This window comes from Bradyrhizobium sp. (genome assembly GCF_004799445.1).
Classification (GTDB): Bacteria; Pseudomonadota; Alphaproteobacteria; order Rhizobiales; family Xanthobacteraceae; genus Bradyrhizobium.
The window spans coordinates 1-14,852 of the sequence record NZ_SSNA01000027.1 but is presented as its reverse complement, the minus strand read 5'-3'; the positions used below and the strand labels follow the sequence as shown (position 1 = coordinate 14,852).

18 protein-coding genes and 1 pseudogene are annotated in these 14,852 nt (G+C 63.2%); 15 read left to right on the top strand and 4 right to left on the bottom strand.

The features are described 5' to 3' along the window. Positions 1-101 precede the first annotated feature (101 nt). From E8A46_RS02730 to E8A46_RS02720, 3 genes are all read left to right on the top strand, one after another. Positions 102-863 carry a M15 family metallopeptidase gene (locus tag E8A46_RS02730; protein WP_291557096.1) on the top strand — a complete coding sequence of 254 codons (762 nt, stop codon included), beginning with the start codon at positions 102-104 and terminating at the stop codon, positions 861-863. Between the two features lie 45 nt (positions 864-908). Further along, the gene (locus E8A46_RS02725) at positions 909-2,552 is read left to right on the top strand and encodes an acyl-CoA dehydrogenase family protein (protein ID WP_291557093.1); all 1,644 of its coding nucleotides are present in this window, start codon (positions 909-911) and stop codon (positions 2,550-2,552) included. A 108-nt stretch (positions 2,553-2,660) separates the two neighbouring features. Next, positions 2,661-3,443 carry a type II CAAX endopeptidase family protein gene (locus E8A46_RS02720; RefSeq protein WP_291557090.1) on the top strand — a complete coding sequence of 261 codons (783 nt, stop codon included), beginning with the start codon at positions 2,661-2,663 and terminating at the stop codon, positions 3,441-3,443. A 13-nt stretch (positions 3,444-3,456) separates the two neighbouring features. On the opposite strand, the gene ruvX is transcribed toward E8A46_RS02720, so the two are convergent. Beyond that, on the bottom strand, positions 3,457-3,939 hold the full coding sequence (gene ruvX / locus E8A46_RS02715; RefSeq protein WP_291557088.1) for a Holliday junction resolvase RuvX: 483 nt from the start codon (positions 3,937-3,939) through the stop codon (positions 3,457-3,459). A gap of 57 nt (positions 3,940-3,996) precedes the next feature. On the opposite strand from ruvX, the gene E8A46_RS02710 reads away from it, so the two are divergent. From E8A46_RS02710 to gatB, 7 genes are all read left to right on the top strand, one after another. Next, on the top strand, positions 3,997-4,221 hold the full coding sequence (locus E8A46_RS02710; protein ID WP_291557085.1) for a hypothetical protein: 225 nt from the start codon (positions 3,997-3,999) through the stop codon (positions 4,219-4,221). Between the two features lie 82 nt (positions 4,222-4,303). Further along, on the top strand, positions 4,304-5,380 hold the full coding sequence (locus tag E8A46_RS02705) for a nitronate monooxygenase (protein ID WP_291557082.1): 1,077 nt from the start codon (positions 4,304-4,306) through the stop codon (positions 5,378-5,380). 80 nt (positions 5,381-5,460) lie between these two features. Continuing rightward, the gene (gene gatC / locus E8A46_RS02700; RefSeq protein WP_291557079.1) at positions 5,461-5,748 is read left to right on the top strand and encodes an Asp-tRNA(Asn)/Glu-tRNA(Gln) amidotransferase subunit GatC; all 288 of its coding nucleotides are present in this window, start codon (positions 5,461-5,463) and stop codon (positions 5,746-5,748) included. 20 nt (positions 5,749-5,768) lie between these two features. Beyond that, entirely contained in the window at positions 5,769-5,987 is a 219-nt protein-coding gene (locus E8A46_RS02695) for a hypothetical protein (RefSeq protein ID WP_291557076.1), read from the top strand. Then, a complete protein-coding gene (gatA, locus tag E8A46_RS02690; protein WP_291557073.1) occupies positions 5,984-7,456 on the top strand; it encodes an Asp-tRNA(Asn)/Glu-tRNA(Gln) amidotransferase subunit GatA in 1,473 nt (490 codons plus the stop codon). The genes E8A46_RS02695 and gatA overlap by 4 nt, the downstream gene beginning before the upstream one ends. Positions 7,457-7,458: 2 nt before the next feature. Continuing rightward, positions 7,459-7,752, top strand: a complete 294-nt coding sequence (locus E8A46_RS02685; protein WP_291557071.1) for a hypothetical protein — start codon at positions 7,459-7,461, stop codon at positions 7,750-7,752. Then, on the top strand, positions 7,749-9,227 hold the full coding sequence (gene gatB, locus E8A46_RS02680; protein WP_291557068.1) for an Asp-tRNA(Asn)/Glu-tRNA(Gln) amidotransferase subunit GatB: 1,479 nt from the start codon (positions 7,749-7,751) through the stop codon (positions 9,225-9,227). The genes E8A46_RS02685 and gatB overlap by 4 nt, the downstream gene beginning before the upstream one ends. A 786-nt stretch (positions 9,228-10,013) precedes the next feature. Here gatB and E8A46_RS02675 read toward each other — a convergent pair. Next, a complete protein-coding gene (locus E8A46_RS02675) occupies positions 10,014-10,250 on the bottom strand; it encodes a hypothetical protein (protein WP_291557066.1) in 237 nt (78 codons plus the stop codon). Positions 10,251-10,679: 429 nt separating this feature from the next. Here E8A46_RS02675 and E8A46_RS02670 point away from each other — a divergent pair, with 429 nt between their 5' ends. After that, a complete protein-coding gene (locus E8A46_RS02670) occupies positions 10,680-10,946 on the top strand; it encodes a hypothetical protein (RefSeq protein ID WP_291557063.1) in 267 nt (88 codons plus the stop codon). A 15-nt stretch (positions 10,947-10,961) separates the two neighbouring features. On the opposite strand, the pseudogene E8A46_RS02665 reads toward E8A46_RS02670, so the two are convergent. After that, positions 10,962-12,119: pseudogene (locus E8A46_RS02665) on the bottom strand (AAA family ATPase). A gap of 365 nt (positions 12,120-12,484) precedes the next feature. Between E8A46_RS02665 and E8A46_RS02660 the strand changes: the two are divergent. The 3 genes from E8A46_RS02660 (at position 12,485) to E8A46_RS02650 (ending at position 13,839) form a co-directional block, all read left to right on the top strand. Beyond that, the gene (locus E8A46_RS02660) at positions 12,485-12,688 is read left to right on the top strand and encodes a hypothetical protein (RefSeq protein WP_291557061.1); all 204 of its coding nucleotides are present in this window, start codon (positions 12,485-12,487) and stop codon (positions 12,686-12,688) included. A 94-nt stretch (positions 12,689-12,782) separates the two neighbouring features. Then, complete coding sequence (locus E8A46_RS02655; RefSeq protein ID WP_291557058.1) at positions 12,783-13,211, top strand: hypothetical protein; 429 nt, start codon at positions 12,783-12,785, stop codon at positions 13,209-13,211. A 19-nt stretch (positions 13,212-13,230) separates the two neighbouring features. Beyond that, positions 13,231-13,839 carry a hypothetical protein gene (locus E8A46_RS02650; RefSeq protein WP_291557055.1) on the top strand — a complete coding sequence of 203 codons (609 nt, stop codon included), beginning with the start codon at positions 13,231-13,233 and terminating at the stop codon, positions 13,837-13,839. Here E8A46_RS02650 and E8A46_RS02645 read toward each other — a convergent pair. Beyond that, the gene (locus E8A46_RS02645; RefSeq protein WP_291557052.1) at positions 13,836-14,381 is read right to left on the bottom strand and encodes a hypothetical protein; all 546 of its coding nucleotides are present in this window, start codon (positions 14,379-14,381) and stop codon (positions 13,836-13,838) included. The two genes, E8A46_RS02650 and E8A46_RS02645, sit on opposite strands and share 4 nt — an antisense overlap. Here E8A46_RS02645 and E8A46_RS02640 point away from each other — a divergent pair. Continuing rightward, positions 14,374-14,852: hypothetical protein (locus tag E8A46_RS02640; RefSeq protein WP_291557049.1), on the top strand; the 479-nt coding region annotated here is incomplete at its 3' end. The two genes, E8A46_RS02645 and E8A46_RS02640, sit on opposite strands and share 8 nt — an antisense overlap.

The following is a 14,852-nucleotide window of genomic DNA, read 5'->3' as shown; positions in this document are numbered from 1 at the left end:
AAGCGCGAATAGGGGCTCAACGAGTTATCCCCTGAGATGTCGGGAGCACGGTAAACGGGCGCGCCGCAAAGTCGCCGCGATTGGATCGCCAACCATCCGGCATGCGCAGTTTGAAATGGCTTGCAGCGGTCCTGCTCACGGCGATGGCGCTCGCAGCGCCGACGGGCGCGCAGACCTTGCCCGGCGGTTTCGTGTACCTCCGCGACCTCGATCCGACGATTCGTCAGGACATCCGCTACGCCGGGGCGAATAACTTCGTCGGCCGGCCGCTCGAAGGCTATGGTGCGGCCGAGTGCGTGGTGAAGCGTGACGTCGGACTGAGGTTGAAGCGCGTCCAGGCGGAACTTGGCTCCCAAAACCTGTCCTTGAAGGTGCTGGATTGTTACCGCCCCGAGCGCGCGGTGCACGATATGGTGGTGTGGGCCCGGAATGGCCAGGAGACGCCGGCCGAGCGGCGCTATAATCCGGCATTCTCCAAGAAGGATCTGTTCCGGCTCGGCTATATCGCCGAGCACTCCGGCCATTCCACCGGCGCCGCGGTGGACCTTACCCTGGTCGATCTGAAGGCCGACAATTCCCGCGCCTTCGATCCCAACAAGGCTTACGCCGATTGCACCGCGCCCGCGGCCGCCCGCGCGCCCGAAGCCAGCGTCGATATGGGCACCGGCTATGATTGTTCCGACCTCAAGGCGCATACCGCGGCCCGGTCCGTCACGAAAGACCAGCGCCGATGGCGAAATCTGCTGGTTGCTGCAATGGCGAGGCAAGGTTTTGTAAATTATGCCAAGGAATGGTGGCATTTTTCGCTGCCGGGCGCAGGCGGCCCCGCGTATGATTTCCCGATAAGTCCGCGGATGAGATAGCCTACTTCCGTTGTTGCAAGATCACGTCTTCAGTCAGGAACGGCCATGACGAAGGTTTCATTCGCGACCCACGAGGTGTTCAACCAGGCGCCGCCGTTTGTCGATGTCGATCTGTTCGCGCTGGACCGCCCGTTATCAGACGCGGTCGCGGCCAACGGCGGGGTCTCCGCGCATGCGGAATTGTCCGAGTTCGGGCAGCACTGGGGTTCGGCCGTCATGGCGGAGCGGGGCCGGCTCGCCAACGAGAACACGCCAAAACTGCGGACGTTCGATTCCAGGGGCAACCGCCGCGACGAAGTCGAGTTTCACCCAGCCTATCACGAATTGATGGCGCGCAGCGCGCATGCCGGGGTGCACAATTCGACTTGGAACGCGCTGGGCCAACCGGCCGGAGGCGCGGCCGAAGTCGTGCGGGCCGCGAAATTCTATATGGCGGCAGGGGTCGAGACCGGGCATTTGTGTCCGATCACCATGACGCGGGCCTCGGTGGCGGCGCTCGCTGCGCAGCCCGATTTGCTCGCGAAGACCATGCCCGTCATCGGCACGCGCGCCTATGATCCGACCTTCGCGCCATGGTCGGCAAAACGCGGCATGACGCTCGGCATGGGCATGACCGAGAAGCAGGGCGGCACCGACGTGCGCTCCAACAAGACCCGCGCGGAGCGCGACGGCGACGACTATCGCATCACCGGCCATAAATGGTTCATGTCGGCGCCGATGTGCGACGCGTTCCTGGTGCTGGCGCAGGCCGACGAAGGGCTGACCTGTTTCTTCATGCCGCGCTTCAAGCCGGATGGATCGGTCAATGCGATCCAGTTCCAGCGGCTGAAGGACAAGCTCGGCAACCGCTCCAACGCCTCTTCCGAGGTCGAATTCGTCGACGCCCATGCGACGCGCGTCGGCGATGAGGGCAAGGGCATCCGCACCATCATCCAGATGGTGCAGTTGACGCGGCAGGATTGCGCGATTGCTTCCGCCGGCCTGATGCGGTCGGGCTTGGCCCATGCGCTGCATCACGCCAGGCATCGCAGCGTGTTCCAGAAACACCTCGCCGACCAGCCGCTGATGCAGACCGTGCTCGCGGACATGGCATTGCATGTCGAGGCCTCGATTGCGCTTGTGATGCGGCTGTGCCGTTCGTTCGACCGCGCGCCGCTCGATCAGGCCGAGGCGGCCTATATGCGGTTGCTGACCCCCGCGATCAAATACTGGGTCTGCAAGAGCGCGCCGGGATTTCTGTACGAGGCGATGGAGTGTCTCGGCGGCAACGGTTATGTCGAGGAGGGCATTTTGGCGCGCCACTATCGCGAGTCGCCCGTCAATGCGATCTGGGAAGGCTCGGGCAATGTGATGTGCCTGGACGTGCTGCGCGCGTTGTCGCGCGAGGTCGAGGCGGCCGCGGCGATCCTGCAAAATCTCGCCCTGGAAACCGCGGGCCTGGCTGGCGCCGGCGATGCGGCGGCTTTCATCGCGGCGACCTTCCGAAGGCCCGACTCCGAGCGCGTGGCGCGGCTGGCGGTGGAAAAGCTTGCGTTGTTGGCCGCCGCAGCGGCGCTCAACCAGGTTTCGCCACGTCACGCGGAATTGTTCGCGGCTACCCGGCTTGCCGGGAATCACGCCAGCATGTACGGCGCGGCCGATCTGTCACACGACGACGTCAGGGGTCTGATGGAGCGGGCGCTGCCATGATGCCAACCAAAGCGTCATTGCCGGGCTTGACCCGGCAATCTTGTGAAGTGTGATGGATGCCCGGATCAAGTCCGGGCATGACGGCAACTGAAATTTGAAAGCCTGTTGATGGATTCCCTCGATCCTGCAAGTCCCGCCGCGCTCGCGCCGGCTGTCCCCCTCCAGCGTTCGCCCCGCATCTGGAAGTTCTGGGGCACCGCGCTGTGGGGCCTCGTCGTGTTCGGCGCGATGTTCGCGGGGCAAATGGCTGTCGTGACCTGGTTCATGATCCGGCAGGAAGGGCCGCTCGATTTGGGCTCCGCGATCCACGTGCTGGGCGGCGGCCTGACGATCTCCCTCTCCGTGATCACGGGTCTGCCCGCCGTTCTGGCCGCGCTCTGGCTCGCGATACGCCTGTCGCGCACGCCGTTCGCCGACTATCTGGCGCTGCGCTGGCCCTCATGGCGCAGCATCGCGATCGGTGTCGGCGCGCTCATTGTCCTGGTCGGGGGATGGGAGGTGCTGTCGCGCGTGACGGGACGCGAATCCGCGCCCGGTTTCATGATGGATGTCCTGACATCGGCGCGCGCCGACGGGGCGCTGTGGCTTCTGGTGATGGCATTCTGCGTCGCGGCGCCGATGTCGGAGGAATTGTTCGCCCGCGGCTTCCTCTACCGCGGCTGGTCGGAGTCGTTTCTCCGGCCCGCCGGCGCCATCGTCCTGTCGTCGCTGGTCTGGACTGCGCTGCATCTGCAATACGACTGGTACTTCTTCGGCGAGGTGTTTTCGATCGGTCTTCTGCTCGGCTGTCTCCGCTACCGCTTCAATTCGACCTGGCTCACGATCATCGTGCACGGCCTCAACAATCTCGCCGCGGTGGTGCAGACCTTCTTGCTCGTTGGGGCGAGCTAGAACTTCGATGATGTCAGCGCATCTCGCGCGCGTTGGCCAGCCGGTCGAGCGCGCCCTGCAGGATGAAGATCGCGGCGTGTTCGTCGATCACCTCCGCGCGCCGGGCGCGGCTCATGTCCATCCCGATCAATTCGCGCTCGACCGCCACCGTGGAGAGCCGTTCGTCCCACAGGGCGATCGCGAGGTCGGTCAATTTGGAGAAATTGCGCGCGAAGGCGCGGGTGGATTGCGCGCGCGGACCCTCGCTGGCGTCCATATTGATCGGCAGGCCGAGCACGAAGCCCACGGCGCTGCGCTCGCGCGCGATGGCGAGCAGGCGGGCGGCATCGGCCTTGAACGCCTTGCGCTGGATGGTTTCGACCCCGGTCGCCAGCCGGCGGTCGGGATCGGATACGGCAACGCCGATGGTCTTGGTGCCCAGATCGAGGCCGATCAGCGCGCCGCGTTCAGGCCAGTGCGTGGCGGCGTCGATCAGCGGTAGAATGAGGGCAGGCATGGGGTTCGCATACCACGCGGGCTGCAAGCGGTGCAAAGCGGGAAAGGCAGAATTACGATGGACGGGCTGACATTGTTTGGTTTGTTCGCGGTCACGGCGATGCTGGTGAGCTACGCGCTGGAGGATCGCAGCCGCTGGTTCATCCTCGCTTTCTCAGCCGCCTGTGCGCTCGGCTCAATCTATGGATTTCTGCAGGGCGCCTGGCCGTTTGGGCTGGTCGAGGCGATCTGGGCCATCGTTGCGCTGCGGCGCTGGAGCCTCAGGCAACGGGGCATTGCATAGCTGGCGACCTCCTGAGGTGCTAGGCTTGCAGAGGCCGGCAAGGACGCCCGCGCCAATTCCCCTCAGTTGAAATGAGCTGACCATGTGGCCGGACCGCCGAATTCTCGACCTTTTCAAAACCGAGTTTCCTATCGTGCTGGCGCCAATGGCGGGGGTGATGGATGCGGACCTTGTGATCGCGGCGGCGCAGGGTGGGGCGCTGGGCTCGCTGCCGTGCGCCATGCTGTCGGTCGAGAAGGCGCGCGAGCAGATCAATATCATTCGCCAGCGGGTCTCCGCGCCGGTCAACATGAATTTCTTCTGTCATGAGCCGGTCAATGCCGATGCCGCGCGCGAGGCTGGCTGGAAGCAGCGGCTCGGACCTTATTATAGAGAGTTGGGGCTCGACCCGGCGGCGCCGGTCAATGCCGCCAACCGCGCGCCGTTCGATGCGGCGATGTGCGAACTGGTCGAGGAGCTCAAGCCCGAAATCGTCAGTTTCCATTTCGGCCTTCCCGAACCGGCGCTGCTCAGCCGCGTCAAGGCCGCCGGCTGCATCGTGATCTCGTCCGCGACCGTCGTGCGGGAGGCGATCTGGCTCGAGGAACACGGCGCCGACGCCGTCATCGCGCAGGGCGCCGAGGCCGGCGGTCATCGCGGCATGTTCCTGACCGAAAACATCGCCGAGCAGCCCGGCACCTTCGCGCTGGTGCCGCAGGTGGTCGATGCCGTGAAGATCCCGGTGATCGCGGCCGGCGGCATCGCCGACGGACGTGGCATCGCGGCAGCCTTCGCGCTGGGGGCGGCGGGCGTGCAGATCGGCAGCGCCTATCTGCGCTGCCCGGAATCGAAGGTGATCGCGCCGGCGCGGACCGCGCTCGCCCAGGCGCGGGACGATTCCACCGTCATCACCAATGTCATGACCGGCCGCCCGGCGCGCGGGGTCGCCAACCGCGTGATGCGCGAGATCGGTCCGATTTCACCGGATGCGCCCGCCTTCCCGCATGCCGCGACGGGCCTGGCGCCTCTGAAGGTGGCTTCGGAAAAGCTCGGCAAGCTCGATTTCACCAATCTCTGGGCTGGCCAGGCGGTGCGGTTGGGGCGCGAAATGCCGGCGGCGGAGCTGACCCGGGCGCTGGCCGGCGCGGCGCTGGCACGGCTGAGCCATTTGGCGGGTTAAGAGGCACCCCTCGCGGTTGCGGCGCAAAACCACCCTCTGCTATACGGCGGACTGAGTTTTGCCATCAGAGGCCATATATAATGTCGGTCGATGCCGCCACCGTTCGCCGTATCGCGCATCTCGCGCGGATTGCAGTCAAGGAGTCGGAAGTGTCGCATCTGCAGGGCGAACTGAACGCGATGCTGGCCTTCGTCGAGCAGCTCAGCGAAGTCAACGTCGAGGGTGTCGAACCCATGACCTCCGTCATGCCGATGGAGATGAAGAAGCGCCCCGACGTGGTCAATGATGGCGAGATCGCCGACGACATCGTCAGGAACGCGCCGGAAACCCAGGGTCATTTCTTTCTGGTGCCGAAAGTCGTCGAATAAACAAATATAAGAGTCTTCCGATGTGTATGCTTTGCGACGACGAAAAGGCCTATCAGGCCTACATGAACTATCTCGACGCCATGGAGCGCCAGGGCAAGGTCGCCGATCCCGACAAGGCTGTTGACGCCGTGCTCGATGCGCTGGAGGCGGCCGACAAGGCCAGCAGCAAACAGCTGCGCGACGACCCCGCCAGCGACAAGACATTATCTCCCTTCTTCTGCAGCCCGGTTAATAAATGACCGATTTGACATCGCTGACCCTCGCGGAGGCTCGAGATGGCCTCGCGAACAAATCGTTCACGTCGCTTGAGCTGACCGAGGTGCATCTTTCGGCGATCGAGGCGGCGCGCGCGCTTAACGCCTTTGTGCTGGAAACGCCGGATCAGGCCCGCGCCATGGCGCGCGAAGCCGATGCAAAGATCGGCAAAGGGCAGGGCGGGCCACTTGCCGGCATTCCGCTCGGGATCAAGGATCTGTTCGCGACCAAGGACGTGCGGACCACCGCATGCTCCAGGATTCTCGGCAATTTCGTGCCGACCTACGAATCCACGGTGACATCGCAGCTCTGGCGCGACGGCGCGGTCATGCTCGGCAAGCTCAACAACGACGAGTTCGCCATGGGCTCGTCGAACGAGACCTCGTGCTTTGGCCCGGTGGTCAATCCGTGGCGGCGCGACGGCGCCAACACCACGCTGGTGCCTGGCGGCTCGTCCGGCGGCTCGGCCTCGGCGGTGGCGGCGCTGCTCTGCATGGGCGCGACCGCGACCGACACCGGCGGATCGATCCGCCAGCCGGCGGCGTTCACCGCGACCGTCGGCATGAAGCCGACCTATGGGCGCTGTTCGCGCTGGGGCATCGTCGCCTTTGCCTCCTCGCTCGATCAAGCGGGCCCGATCGGGCGCACGGTGCGCGACACCTCGATCCTGATGCGTTCGATGGCAGGCCACGATCCCAAGGACACCACCTCGGTCGATCGCGCGGTGCCGGACTACGAGGCCGCGGTCGGAAAATCCGTCAAGGGCATGAAGATCGGCATACCCAAAGAGTATCGCCTCGACGGCATGCCGGCGGAAATCGAAAAGCTCTGGAGCGAAGGCGCGGCCTGGCTGAAGGCGGCCGGCGCGGAACCGGTCGAGGTGTCGCTGCCGCATACCAAATACGCACTGCCGGCCTATTACATCGTGGCGCCGGCCGAGGCCTCGTCCAACCTGGCGCGCTATGACGGCGTGCGCTACGGCCTGCGCGTGCCCGGCCGCAGCATTGGCGAATTGTACGAGAATACCCGCGCCGAGGGCTTTGGCGCCGAAGTCCGCCGTCGCGTCATGATCGGCACCTACGTGCTCTCGGCCGGCTATTACGACGCCTATTATTTGCGTGCGCAGAAGGTCCGCACGCTGATCAAGAAGGATTTCGAGGATTGTTTTGCGAAGGGCGTGAACGCGATCCTGACGCCGGCGACGCCATCGGCGGCCTTCGGGATCGGCGAAAAGGGCGCCGACCCCGTCGAGATGTATCTCAACGACATCTTCACCGTGACCGTGAACATGGCGGGACTGCCCGGCATCGCGGTTCCCGCCGGCAAGGATTCGCAAGGCCTTCCGCTTGGCCTGCAGCTGATCGGCCGCCCCTTCGATGAAGAGACATTGTTCTCGCTCGGCGAGGTGATCGAGCAGGCCGCCGGACGCTTCACGCCGGCGAGGTGGTGGTGAACATGGCCGAGTTCAAAGCCAGTTTCTCGGGCGCAACGCTGGCGCCGCAGTTGAGCGCGCAGCTCGCGGCGCTGTGGTGGGCCGCCAAAGGCGGCTGGGACGCAGCGCACAGACTGGTCCAGGATGACCCATCCGCGGACGCTGCCTGGGTCCATGCCTATCTGCATCGGGTCGAAGGCGACCTCGGCAACGCCGGCTACTGGTACCGCCGGGCCGGCAAGCCGGTTGCGGCCGGTTCGCTCGATGCCGAATGGGAGGGGATTGCCTCGGTATTGCTCGGGAGTGCAGCAGCATGAGCGCGACGGGCTCAAAACTGATCAAGGGTGCCACCGGCGACTGGGAAATGGTGATCGGGCTCGAGGTCCATGCCCAGGTCACCTCGAACTCGAAGCTGTTTTCCGGGGCTTCGACGGAATTCGGCGGCGAGCCCAATTCCCATGTTTCGCTGGTCGACGCGGCGATGCCGGGCATGCTGCCGGTCATCAACGAAGCCTGCGTCAGGCAGGCGGTGCGTACTGGTCTTGGCCTGAACGCGAAAATCAATCTGCGCTCGGTGTTCGACCGCAAGAACTATTTCTATCCGGATCTGCCGCAGGGCTACCAGATCAGCCAGTACAAATCGCCTGTTGTCGGCGAGGGCGAGGTCGTGGTCGAGCTGGGGGGCGGCGACAGCGTCACGGTTGGCATCGAGCGGCTGCATCTGGAGCAGGACGCCGGCAAGTCGCTGCACGACCAGAGCCCGACGATGTCGTTCGTGGATCTCAACCGCTCCGGCGTCGCGCTGATGGAAATCGTCTCCAAGCCGGACATCCGCTCATCGGAGCAGGCCAAGGCCTATGTGACGAAATTGCGCTCGATCCTGCGCTATCTCGGCACCTGCGATGGCGACATGGAGAAGGGGTCCTTGCGCGCCGACGTCAACGTCAGCGTTCGCAAGCCGGGGACGCCGCTCGGCACCCGCTGCGAGATCAAGAACATGAACTCGATCGCCTTCATCGGCCAGGCGATCGAATACGAGGCGCGGCGTCAGATCGGGATTCTCGAAGACGGCGGCGTCATCGACCAGGAGACCCGGCTGTTCGATCCCAACAAGGGCGAGACCCGCTCGATGCGCTCCAAGGAGGAGGCGCATGACTACCGCTATTTCCCGGATCCCGATTTGCTGCCTCTCGAGTTCAGCGAGGCCTATGTCGCCGAACTGAAAGCCGACCTGCCGGAACTGCCGGACCAGAAGAAGGCGCGCTTCATCGCCGGGTTCGGCCTGTCGCCCTACGACGCCAGCGTGCTGGTGGCCGAACGCGAGAGCGCCGATTTCTTCGAGACCGTACTGGCTGATCTCGCCGACAAGGCGCGCGATGGCAAGCTCGCCGCCAACTGGGTGATCAATGAGCTGTTCGGACGGCTCAACAAGGAAGGCCGTGATATTACGGGCTCGCCGGTGTCGGCCGTTCAACTTGGAACGATCGTCGACCTCATCGGCGAGGGCACCATCTCCGGCAAGATCGCCAAGGATCTGTTCGAGATCGTCTGGCAGGAGGGCGGCGACCCCCGCGCGCTGGTCGAGGCGCGCGGCATGAAGCAGGTCACCGACCTCGGCGCGATCGAAAAGGTGGTTGATGACATCATCGCCGCCAATCCCGACAAGGTCGCGCAGGCGAAAGCCAAGCCGGCGTTGATCGGCTGGTTCGTGGGCCAGGTGATGAAGTCATCCGGCGGCAAGGCCAATCCGCAAACCGTGAACGACCTGCTGAAGTCCAAGCTCGGCATCTGAATCGGGCCCGTGCGATGCCAGGCATCGTTGCTCGTCTGGTCTGCCGAAGCGGTGCGCGTGCATCATTCATTCACCATAAGCCGGTGATGCATCGTGCGAGAGAAGCAACGCGCTCCGCGAATCAGCCGCACGCGATTCGCGCAAAAAGCCGGTTTTGGCGAGCTCCGATGAGACGCAAAGCCGGTGAGCATGAAAATTTTTTTATTGCCAAAAGTCACGACTCAGAGTCCGCGCAATGCGTCTTCGGGCAGCTTCGATGACGCGCAGCGACATCGGCGAAGGATCGATTGTCGCGCGTGTGAATTGCGAAAGCGGCTGCGGCGCAGGCATTTCCTGTAACATTGACAATCGCCGATATCGGCTTCCCGGGCACTATTCGCATCGTCGCGCGAATGGTTCGTCGTGCCGTGGATGAACGCGCGGTGCGCGCCTTCATACATGCGCGTCAACACTTCCTTAAGCGGGACACTGTTTTTTTGAGTGTGTTGGTGTATTCGGGATGTAGTGCATTTCGATTCCCGAGTGCACGCAGCGATTAAGCCATCTCACTTACATTAGGAGGGCAACATGGCCAAGAAAGCTAAGAAGGCAAAGAAGGCGAAGAGCGCAGTGAAGAAGACTGCGAAGAAGACCCGCAAGGTCGCCAAGAAGAAGTAAATCTCGCTTGAAGAAAATTGCCGGCGGCTTGATGCCGGCACGTCACACGAGCCTTCCGGACGGTTTGCTTCCTAGAAGCAGATTTTGAAAGAGCGGCTCTGGTCGACGAAAGAGGGTGTCGGCGAGACATCAGGTCAAACGGCTGGATCGTAATTTCGAAAGAGCTTGCTCGCTCGAAAGACGGTCCGGCAGAAGAAACAAGTTTTCTTCGTTCGGTGCGGATCCCAGGATCCGCAATTTCGCCGGGCCTCTGGCCCCAAGCGAAATCTGGTCCTGACGTGTTCGCCGACGCCCTCGTTCCCAGCCGGTGCTGCTCGCGCCCGGCGCGTTTTCCTCGACAATCCCCATATTCATCGTCGCGACCATCGATGACCCCGCGAGGGCCGGTGGTTTTTGTGTGTGAGCCGACTGCGATCGATCGCGGGGCCGCCGCTTGCAGGTCGCGCGGCGTGATGCCAATAGCGGAGCGACGCGCTGAGTTGCGACGCGCCCAGGGCACGCGGCCGTTGGCCCTTGCCGCGATGGTTATCGTTTCGCGAAACGGCAGGGTAAACCGAATTCCGCGAACCCGTGAAAACCCTTTGAAACAGGCATTCCCTTGATTTCACGGGCCTGCGCGCCGGCAAAGCGTTTACGTCGCATTCATCGCGATACTTAAACTGTCCTTCAAATTTGATCGGTCATGATCATCCCAACAAGCCGGCAAACGGCGGTTGGGAATAACGGGACGTTTTACAAGTGGACGGGGGCCGCGCTCGGCAGGGCTGGCCAAGAAAAACAAAAAGGAGATGACCGATGTTTCAGGGGTACATTGATCTGGATAGCGCGACCGCGGTGGAAGCAAGCGCGATCCCGGACGTGTTGTTCGAGCGCGGCCTGTACTGGGCGAGCGGCCGTTCCGGCGTGGTCAATTTGGTCGCCGCGCATAAGTGGTTCAATCTCGCAGCCGTGAAAGGCCGCGCTGATGCCATGCAGATGCGCCGCGAGGTCGCCGAACTGATGTCCGAGGTCGAGATCGCCATAGCCCAGCGCGAGGCGAGGGCCTGGATCACGGCGCACTAACCGCCACTGGCGCGATTATCGCGAAGGCCAGTTCCAAGCCGGCGGCGTGCCGTCCCTGACGACGGTTTCGCCGAGTTGCTTCTCCAGCACGATCTGAGTGCAATCGGGGTCGGCGCCGAGCGCGGTGACCAGCGCCGTGGCATGCGAAACCACTACGGCCTGAGACCGTTTCGATGCTTGCGCGATCAGACGCGCCAGCGGCGGCAACAAATCCGGATGCAGGCTCGTCTCCGGTTCGTTGAGGATCATCAAGGCCGGTGGCCGCGGCGAGAGCAGGGCTGCGACGAGCAAGAGGTAACGCAGCGTACCATCCGATAGTTCGGAGGTCTTGAGCGGCCGGAGCAGGCCGTGCTGGTACATTTCGAGTTCGAAGTATCAGTCTGTGCTGGCCACCTCGACGCTCGCGCCAGGAAAAGCGTCTGATATGGCGGCGTCCATTTACTCCGCGTCGCCGATTTCGCGGATGGTTTGCACGGCTGCCGCCAGATCCGATCCATCACTCGCCAGCACCGGCGTGTAGGTGCCGACCTGCGGCTTGCGCGCCGGCGCGTCACGGTCGGTACGCAAATGATCGTAGAATCGCCAGTCCCGCATCCGTTCCCGCAGCACCAGCAGTTCGACCGCGTCGCGCGGGTCGCTGCAATGGGTCATCATGCTGTCGAAGGACGCGAGATGCGTGTAGGCCTGCCGCCATTCGCCGCTGTCGCTTCGAATGCGGACGCTGGGGCCGTTGCGGACAGCAAATGCGTTGGCCCGGCCGAGCCGTTCGCCGGTCCATTGGCTCTCGACCTTGATCTCGGGGTCGCTCGAGAACTTTGAACGCGAATCCGGCCGTGGCAGGCCGAGATCAATGGCGTAGCCGTAATCGGTTCCTGAAAATCCGAGCTTCAAGCTAACCGGTTTCTTGCGAACCAGGCCCTGGACCGGTTTTGTAGCGGCTTTCATCGCGCGGGAAACAGCCTCCGGGCCGGCCCACAACGTCGATTGCAGGCCACCCTCGGTCGCCAGCGACTGGATGATGCGGCCCTGTGCGATGTCTGCCAGCAGCTTCAGGGCGCGATAGAGGCTCGACTTGCCGCTACCATTGGCCCCGGTCACGACATTCAGTGGACCGAGGGTTACCGTGATGTCGCGCAGAGAACGGTAGCCGGCGATGGCAAGTCTCGTCATCATGACGCAGCGACCTCGATCGATGGTGCCGGCTAGTTCATTTGGTTGGGTGAAAGGCAAATCGCGGGAAATGGCGGAGCCGGAGTCCGCTAAATCTTATTGATTTTACGTAACAAATCACAGATGTTCGCAACGTACCCCTGATTTGGCCCATAATCAGATTGGACCGTTGCGAATGTCGACCGAAGCCCCTGCAGCAGCCGCCACACCGCAGTCCACCAGCAATTCGCCAGCACCGGCGCAACAGCCTCGCGCAGCGCCCGAGACTATCCCCGGTTACGACAAGATGAGTTTCGAACAGCGCCGTCAGGCACAGGATCAGGCCGCCGCACGCCGCCGATAACCCCTGAATAGGAAAGGTCGCCATCATGTCGCTTGCGGTAATCACCATCAACAACCTGTCACCCGCACTGGATAAGAAATTTCAGGAAGTCCAGATCGTCGCCCGAGGGCTGGCGCTCGCTGCGCAGGCGATATCCGGCGCCGGCGGACAGGTAACCAGCGGCAATATCCTCAATGACGGTGCCACCGTGATCGGCACGTGGGTTTACACACCTCAGGCCGGCAGCTGATTTCGATTGAAGGAAAAAGAGCATGGAAAAAACTACAACGATTTTTCACGTCGATGGTCGCCAGCAAACGTTAGACGTTCACGAGGCCTCACGTTTGATCGACGCTGGCCGGGCGGGCGCCGGCAAGGGTTGGTCTTTCCACAAACCGCCGCCGCTCAATTGGGAACGTGAGACCCCGAAGTATCGGGTCACCCGCGATATGCGCCCGGCAGAGCGAGCCCGCTATCGCTTCGAACCGCCGTTCGGGACCATTCTCGATTCGGGCGTTTGGCAGTACGGCACGCGCGCCTACAAGGCCGGCGAAATTATCGAGACAACCGCTTGGCCGCACCCGTCTTTTATGCCGCTCACCTACGGCGCGGAAAGGGTGCTGGAATTTTTCAACACCCGGATGAAATCCCGGCTGACGACCTCGCCCTGGTTCGGTGACAGCCTTCGGCTCGACGACGGACTGACCGGCGCGCCGATTGTGAGTGCCGCGCCGCCGCAGTTGAAGCAAATGGATCTTCGGCCGGCTTCTTAGCGGCAAGCGAGGCCGCAAGATGGATGCGAACGCGCTTGATGCCGTCGAGGAAATTGCGGAGCAGACCAGCATCCGCGTCAACGAGCGCCACCACCGCGGCAAGTTTGGATGGGCCATATCCCCAAACATCGAGCGGGCCGCCGCTCATTGCGAGAAGAGGAAGGCGCCCCCGCCCGATCGACCGCCCGCTGCCCGGCCAGCCGCACCGCGGCAGAAATCGCCACGCGCGCAGCTGGCGCCCGTTCCGATCCGCTCCATGGCCGAACTGCTGGCGGCGTTGCGGGCCAGGCGCGACGAGCTGCATCTCACGCACGAGACGATCGACGCGATTGCGGGATGGCCGGCCGGGTACGCTGGCAAACTGTTGGCGCCGGAACCCATTAAGAATTTAGGTTGGTCAAGTCTTGGTTTAGCTCTCAATACGTTCGGGATCGCGCTGGTCGTGGTCGAGGATGAGGAACAGAAACGGCGCGTCGAGAAGCGCTGGACTCCGCGGGAGAGGCCGCAAAGGCCACCGGCAAGCGCGAAAAGCCCGAACAGCGGACTGTCGGCATCAGCCCCGCAGCCCGCGTCGCCGCCGTTGCTCACGGTCGTTGCCGCCAAACGCCGCGGCAGTAAATACGGCTAGTCGAGTAGCTCTATCCAGCTTTCCGTCGCTCCAAACGCGGCCTTCCAAAGGGCAGGCGGGGCAAACCCTTCTTCTTTGAGAGTATTCGCCAAGGCGGAAATCGCAACCCACGCCGCCTGATGAGCTTCTTCTATTTCAGGGGTCCGCAAGCCTGTGCCTGCCATCTCATAGACCAGATCCCCGAGCATTATTGCCGCGGCCTCATTTCGCGACAAACGGGCCTGGCGCAGCACCTGCAGCGCGTGATTGGCCGTCGGAAAATCCGGGTCGTCGCTCATGGGCTCATCGCCGGTTGCCCTCACAAGGCCCGGCGACCGATAAAGTTCCAGAGAACCTGCGAAGCTGATCAGCAGCATTGCCACCGCCCCGTGGTGCGTTGCGACGATTCCCCCAGCTTCCATGATCTCCGCATTGCCCGCCCGGAAAGCGTGGCGACGCGGATGCCTGCAAATTCTCAATCCATGGCGTCCGGCGATCTCTCGATCACCCCTTGCCGCGTCGGGTCTTTCCGGGCCGGACGTCATGGAGACTTCGATGCGCAAATTTCTCACGTTCTTGATTGCTCTGGCTGCGATTGTCTTTGCGGTTGTCTCGCCGGCATCGGCGGACTCCTGTAGCCGCGCATTCGGCTACCAAGGCGGGACTGGTTGCAACTCCGTCATCGCGGGAGGCGGCGGCTATACCGGCCCCGGCGATATCATCACGTTCACCAATTGGTACGGGCTGCGCGCGTACAACGGTGCTTATGCCACAGCCACGGGAAACATCGCGGATATCGTAGATACCGCAACCGGCGCCGCGTCCTGCACGATCGTTGCCAAGACTACCGGCGACGCTGATCTCTCCACCGCATATTGCACTGGCAGCGTGTCCGTTACGACGTTCTGTACGGTCACGCACGCGGCCGGTTGCAGCGTCAAGAAACTTTACGACCAAGTTGGCACCAATCATCTAACGCAGGCGACACTGACGAGCATGCCCTTGTTGGTGCTCAGTGGAGTCACTGGGCTCGG

Excerpts from the sequence above, each read along its gene's own strand:
- E8A46_RS02730 (WP_291557096.1), top strand. The coding sequence starts at position 102 with ATGCGCAGTTTGAAATGGCTTGCAGCGGTCCTGCTCACGGCGATGGCG.
- E8A46_RS02725 (WP_291557093.1), top strand. The coding sequence starts at position 909 with ATGACGAAGGTTTCATTCGCGACCCACGAGGTGTTCAACCAGGCGCCG.
- E8A46_RS02720 (WP_291557090.1), top strand. The coding sequence starts at position 2,661 with ATGGATTCCCTCGATCCTGCAAGTCCCGCCGCGCTCGCGCCGGCTGTC.
- ruvX (WP_291557088.1), bottom strand. The coding sequence starts at position 3,939 with ATGCCTGCCCTCATTCTACCGCTGATCGACGCCGCCACGCACTGGCCT.
- E8A46_RS02710 (WP_291557085.1), top strand. The coding sequence starts at position 3,997 with ATGGACGGGCTGACATTGTTTGGTTTGTTCGCGGTCACGGCGATGCTG.
- E8A46_RS02705 (WP_291557082.1), top strand. The coding sequence starts at position 4,304 with ATGTGGCCGGACCGCCGAATTCTCGACCTTTTCAAAACCGAGTTTCCT.
- gatC (WP_291557079.1), top strand. The coding sequence starts at position 5,461 with ATGTCGGTCGATGCCGCCACCGTTCGCCGTATCGCGCATCTCGCGCGG.
- E8A46_RS02695 (WP_291557076.1), top strand. The coding sequence starts at position 5,769 with ATGTGTATGCTTTGCGACGACGAAAAGGCCTATCAGGCCTACATGAAC.
- gatA (WP_291557073.1), top strand. The coding sequence starts at position 5,984 with ATGACCGATTTGACATCGCTGACCCTCGCGGAGGCTCGAGATGGCCTC.
- E8A46_RS02685 (WP_291557071.1), top strand. The coding sequence starts at position 7,459 with ATGGCCGAGTTCAAAGCCAGTTTCTCGGGCGCAACGCTGGCGCCGCAG.
- gatB (WP_291557068.1), top strand. The coding sequence starts at position 7,749 with ATGAGCGCGACGGGCTCAAAACTGATCAAGGGTGCCACCGGCGACTGG.
- E8A46_RS02675 (WP_291557066.1), bottom strand. The coding sequence starts at position 10,250 with ATGGTCGCGACGATGAATATGGGGATTGTCGAGGAAAACGCGCCGGGC.
- E8A46_RS02670 (WP_291557063.1), top strand. The coding sequence starts at position 10,680 with ATGTTTCAGGGGTACATTGATCTGGATAGCGCGACCGCGGTGGAAGCA.
- E8A46_RS02660 (WP_291557061.1), top strand. The coding sequence starts at position 12,485 with ATGTCGCTTGCGGTAATCACCATCAACAACCTGTCACCCGCACTGGAT.
- E8A46_RS02650 (WP_291557055.1), top strand. The coding sequence starts at position 13,231 with ATGGATGCGAACGCGCTTGATGCCGTCGAGGAAATTGCGGAGCAGACC.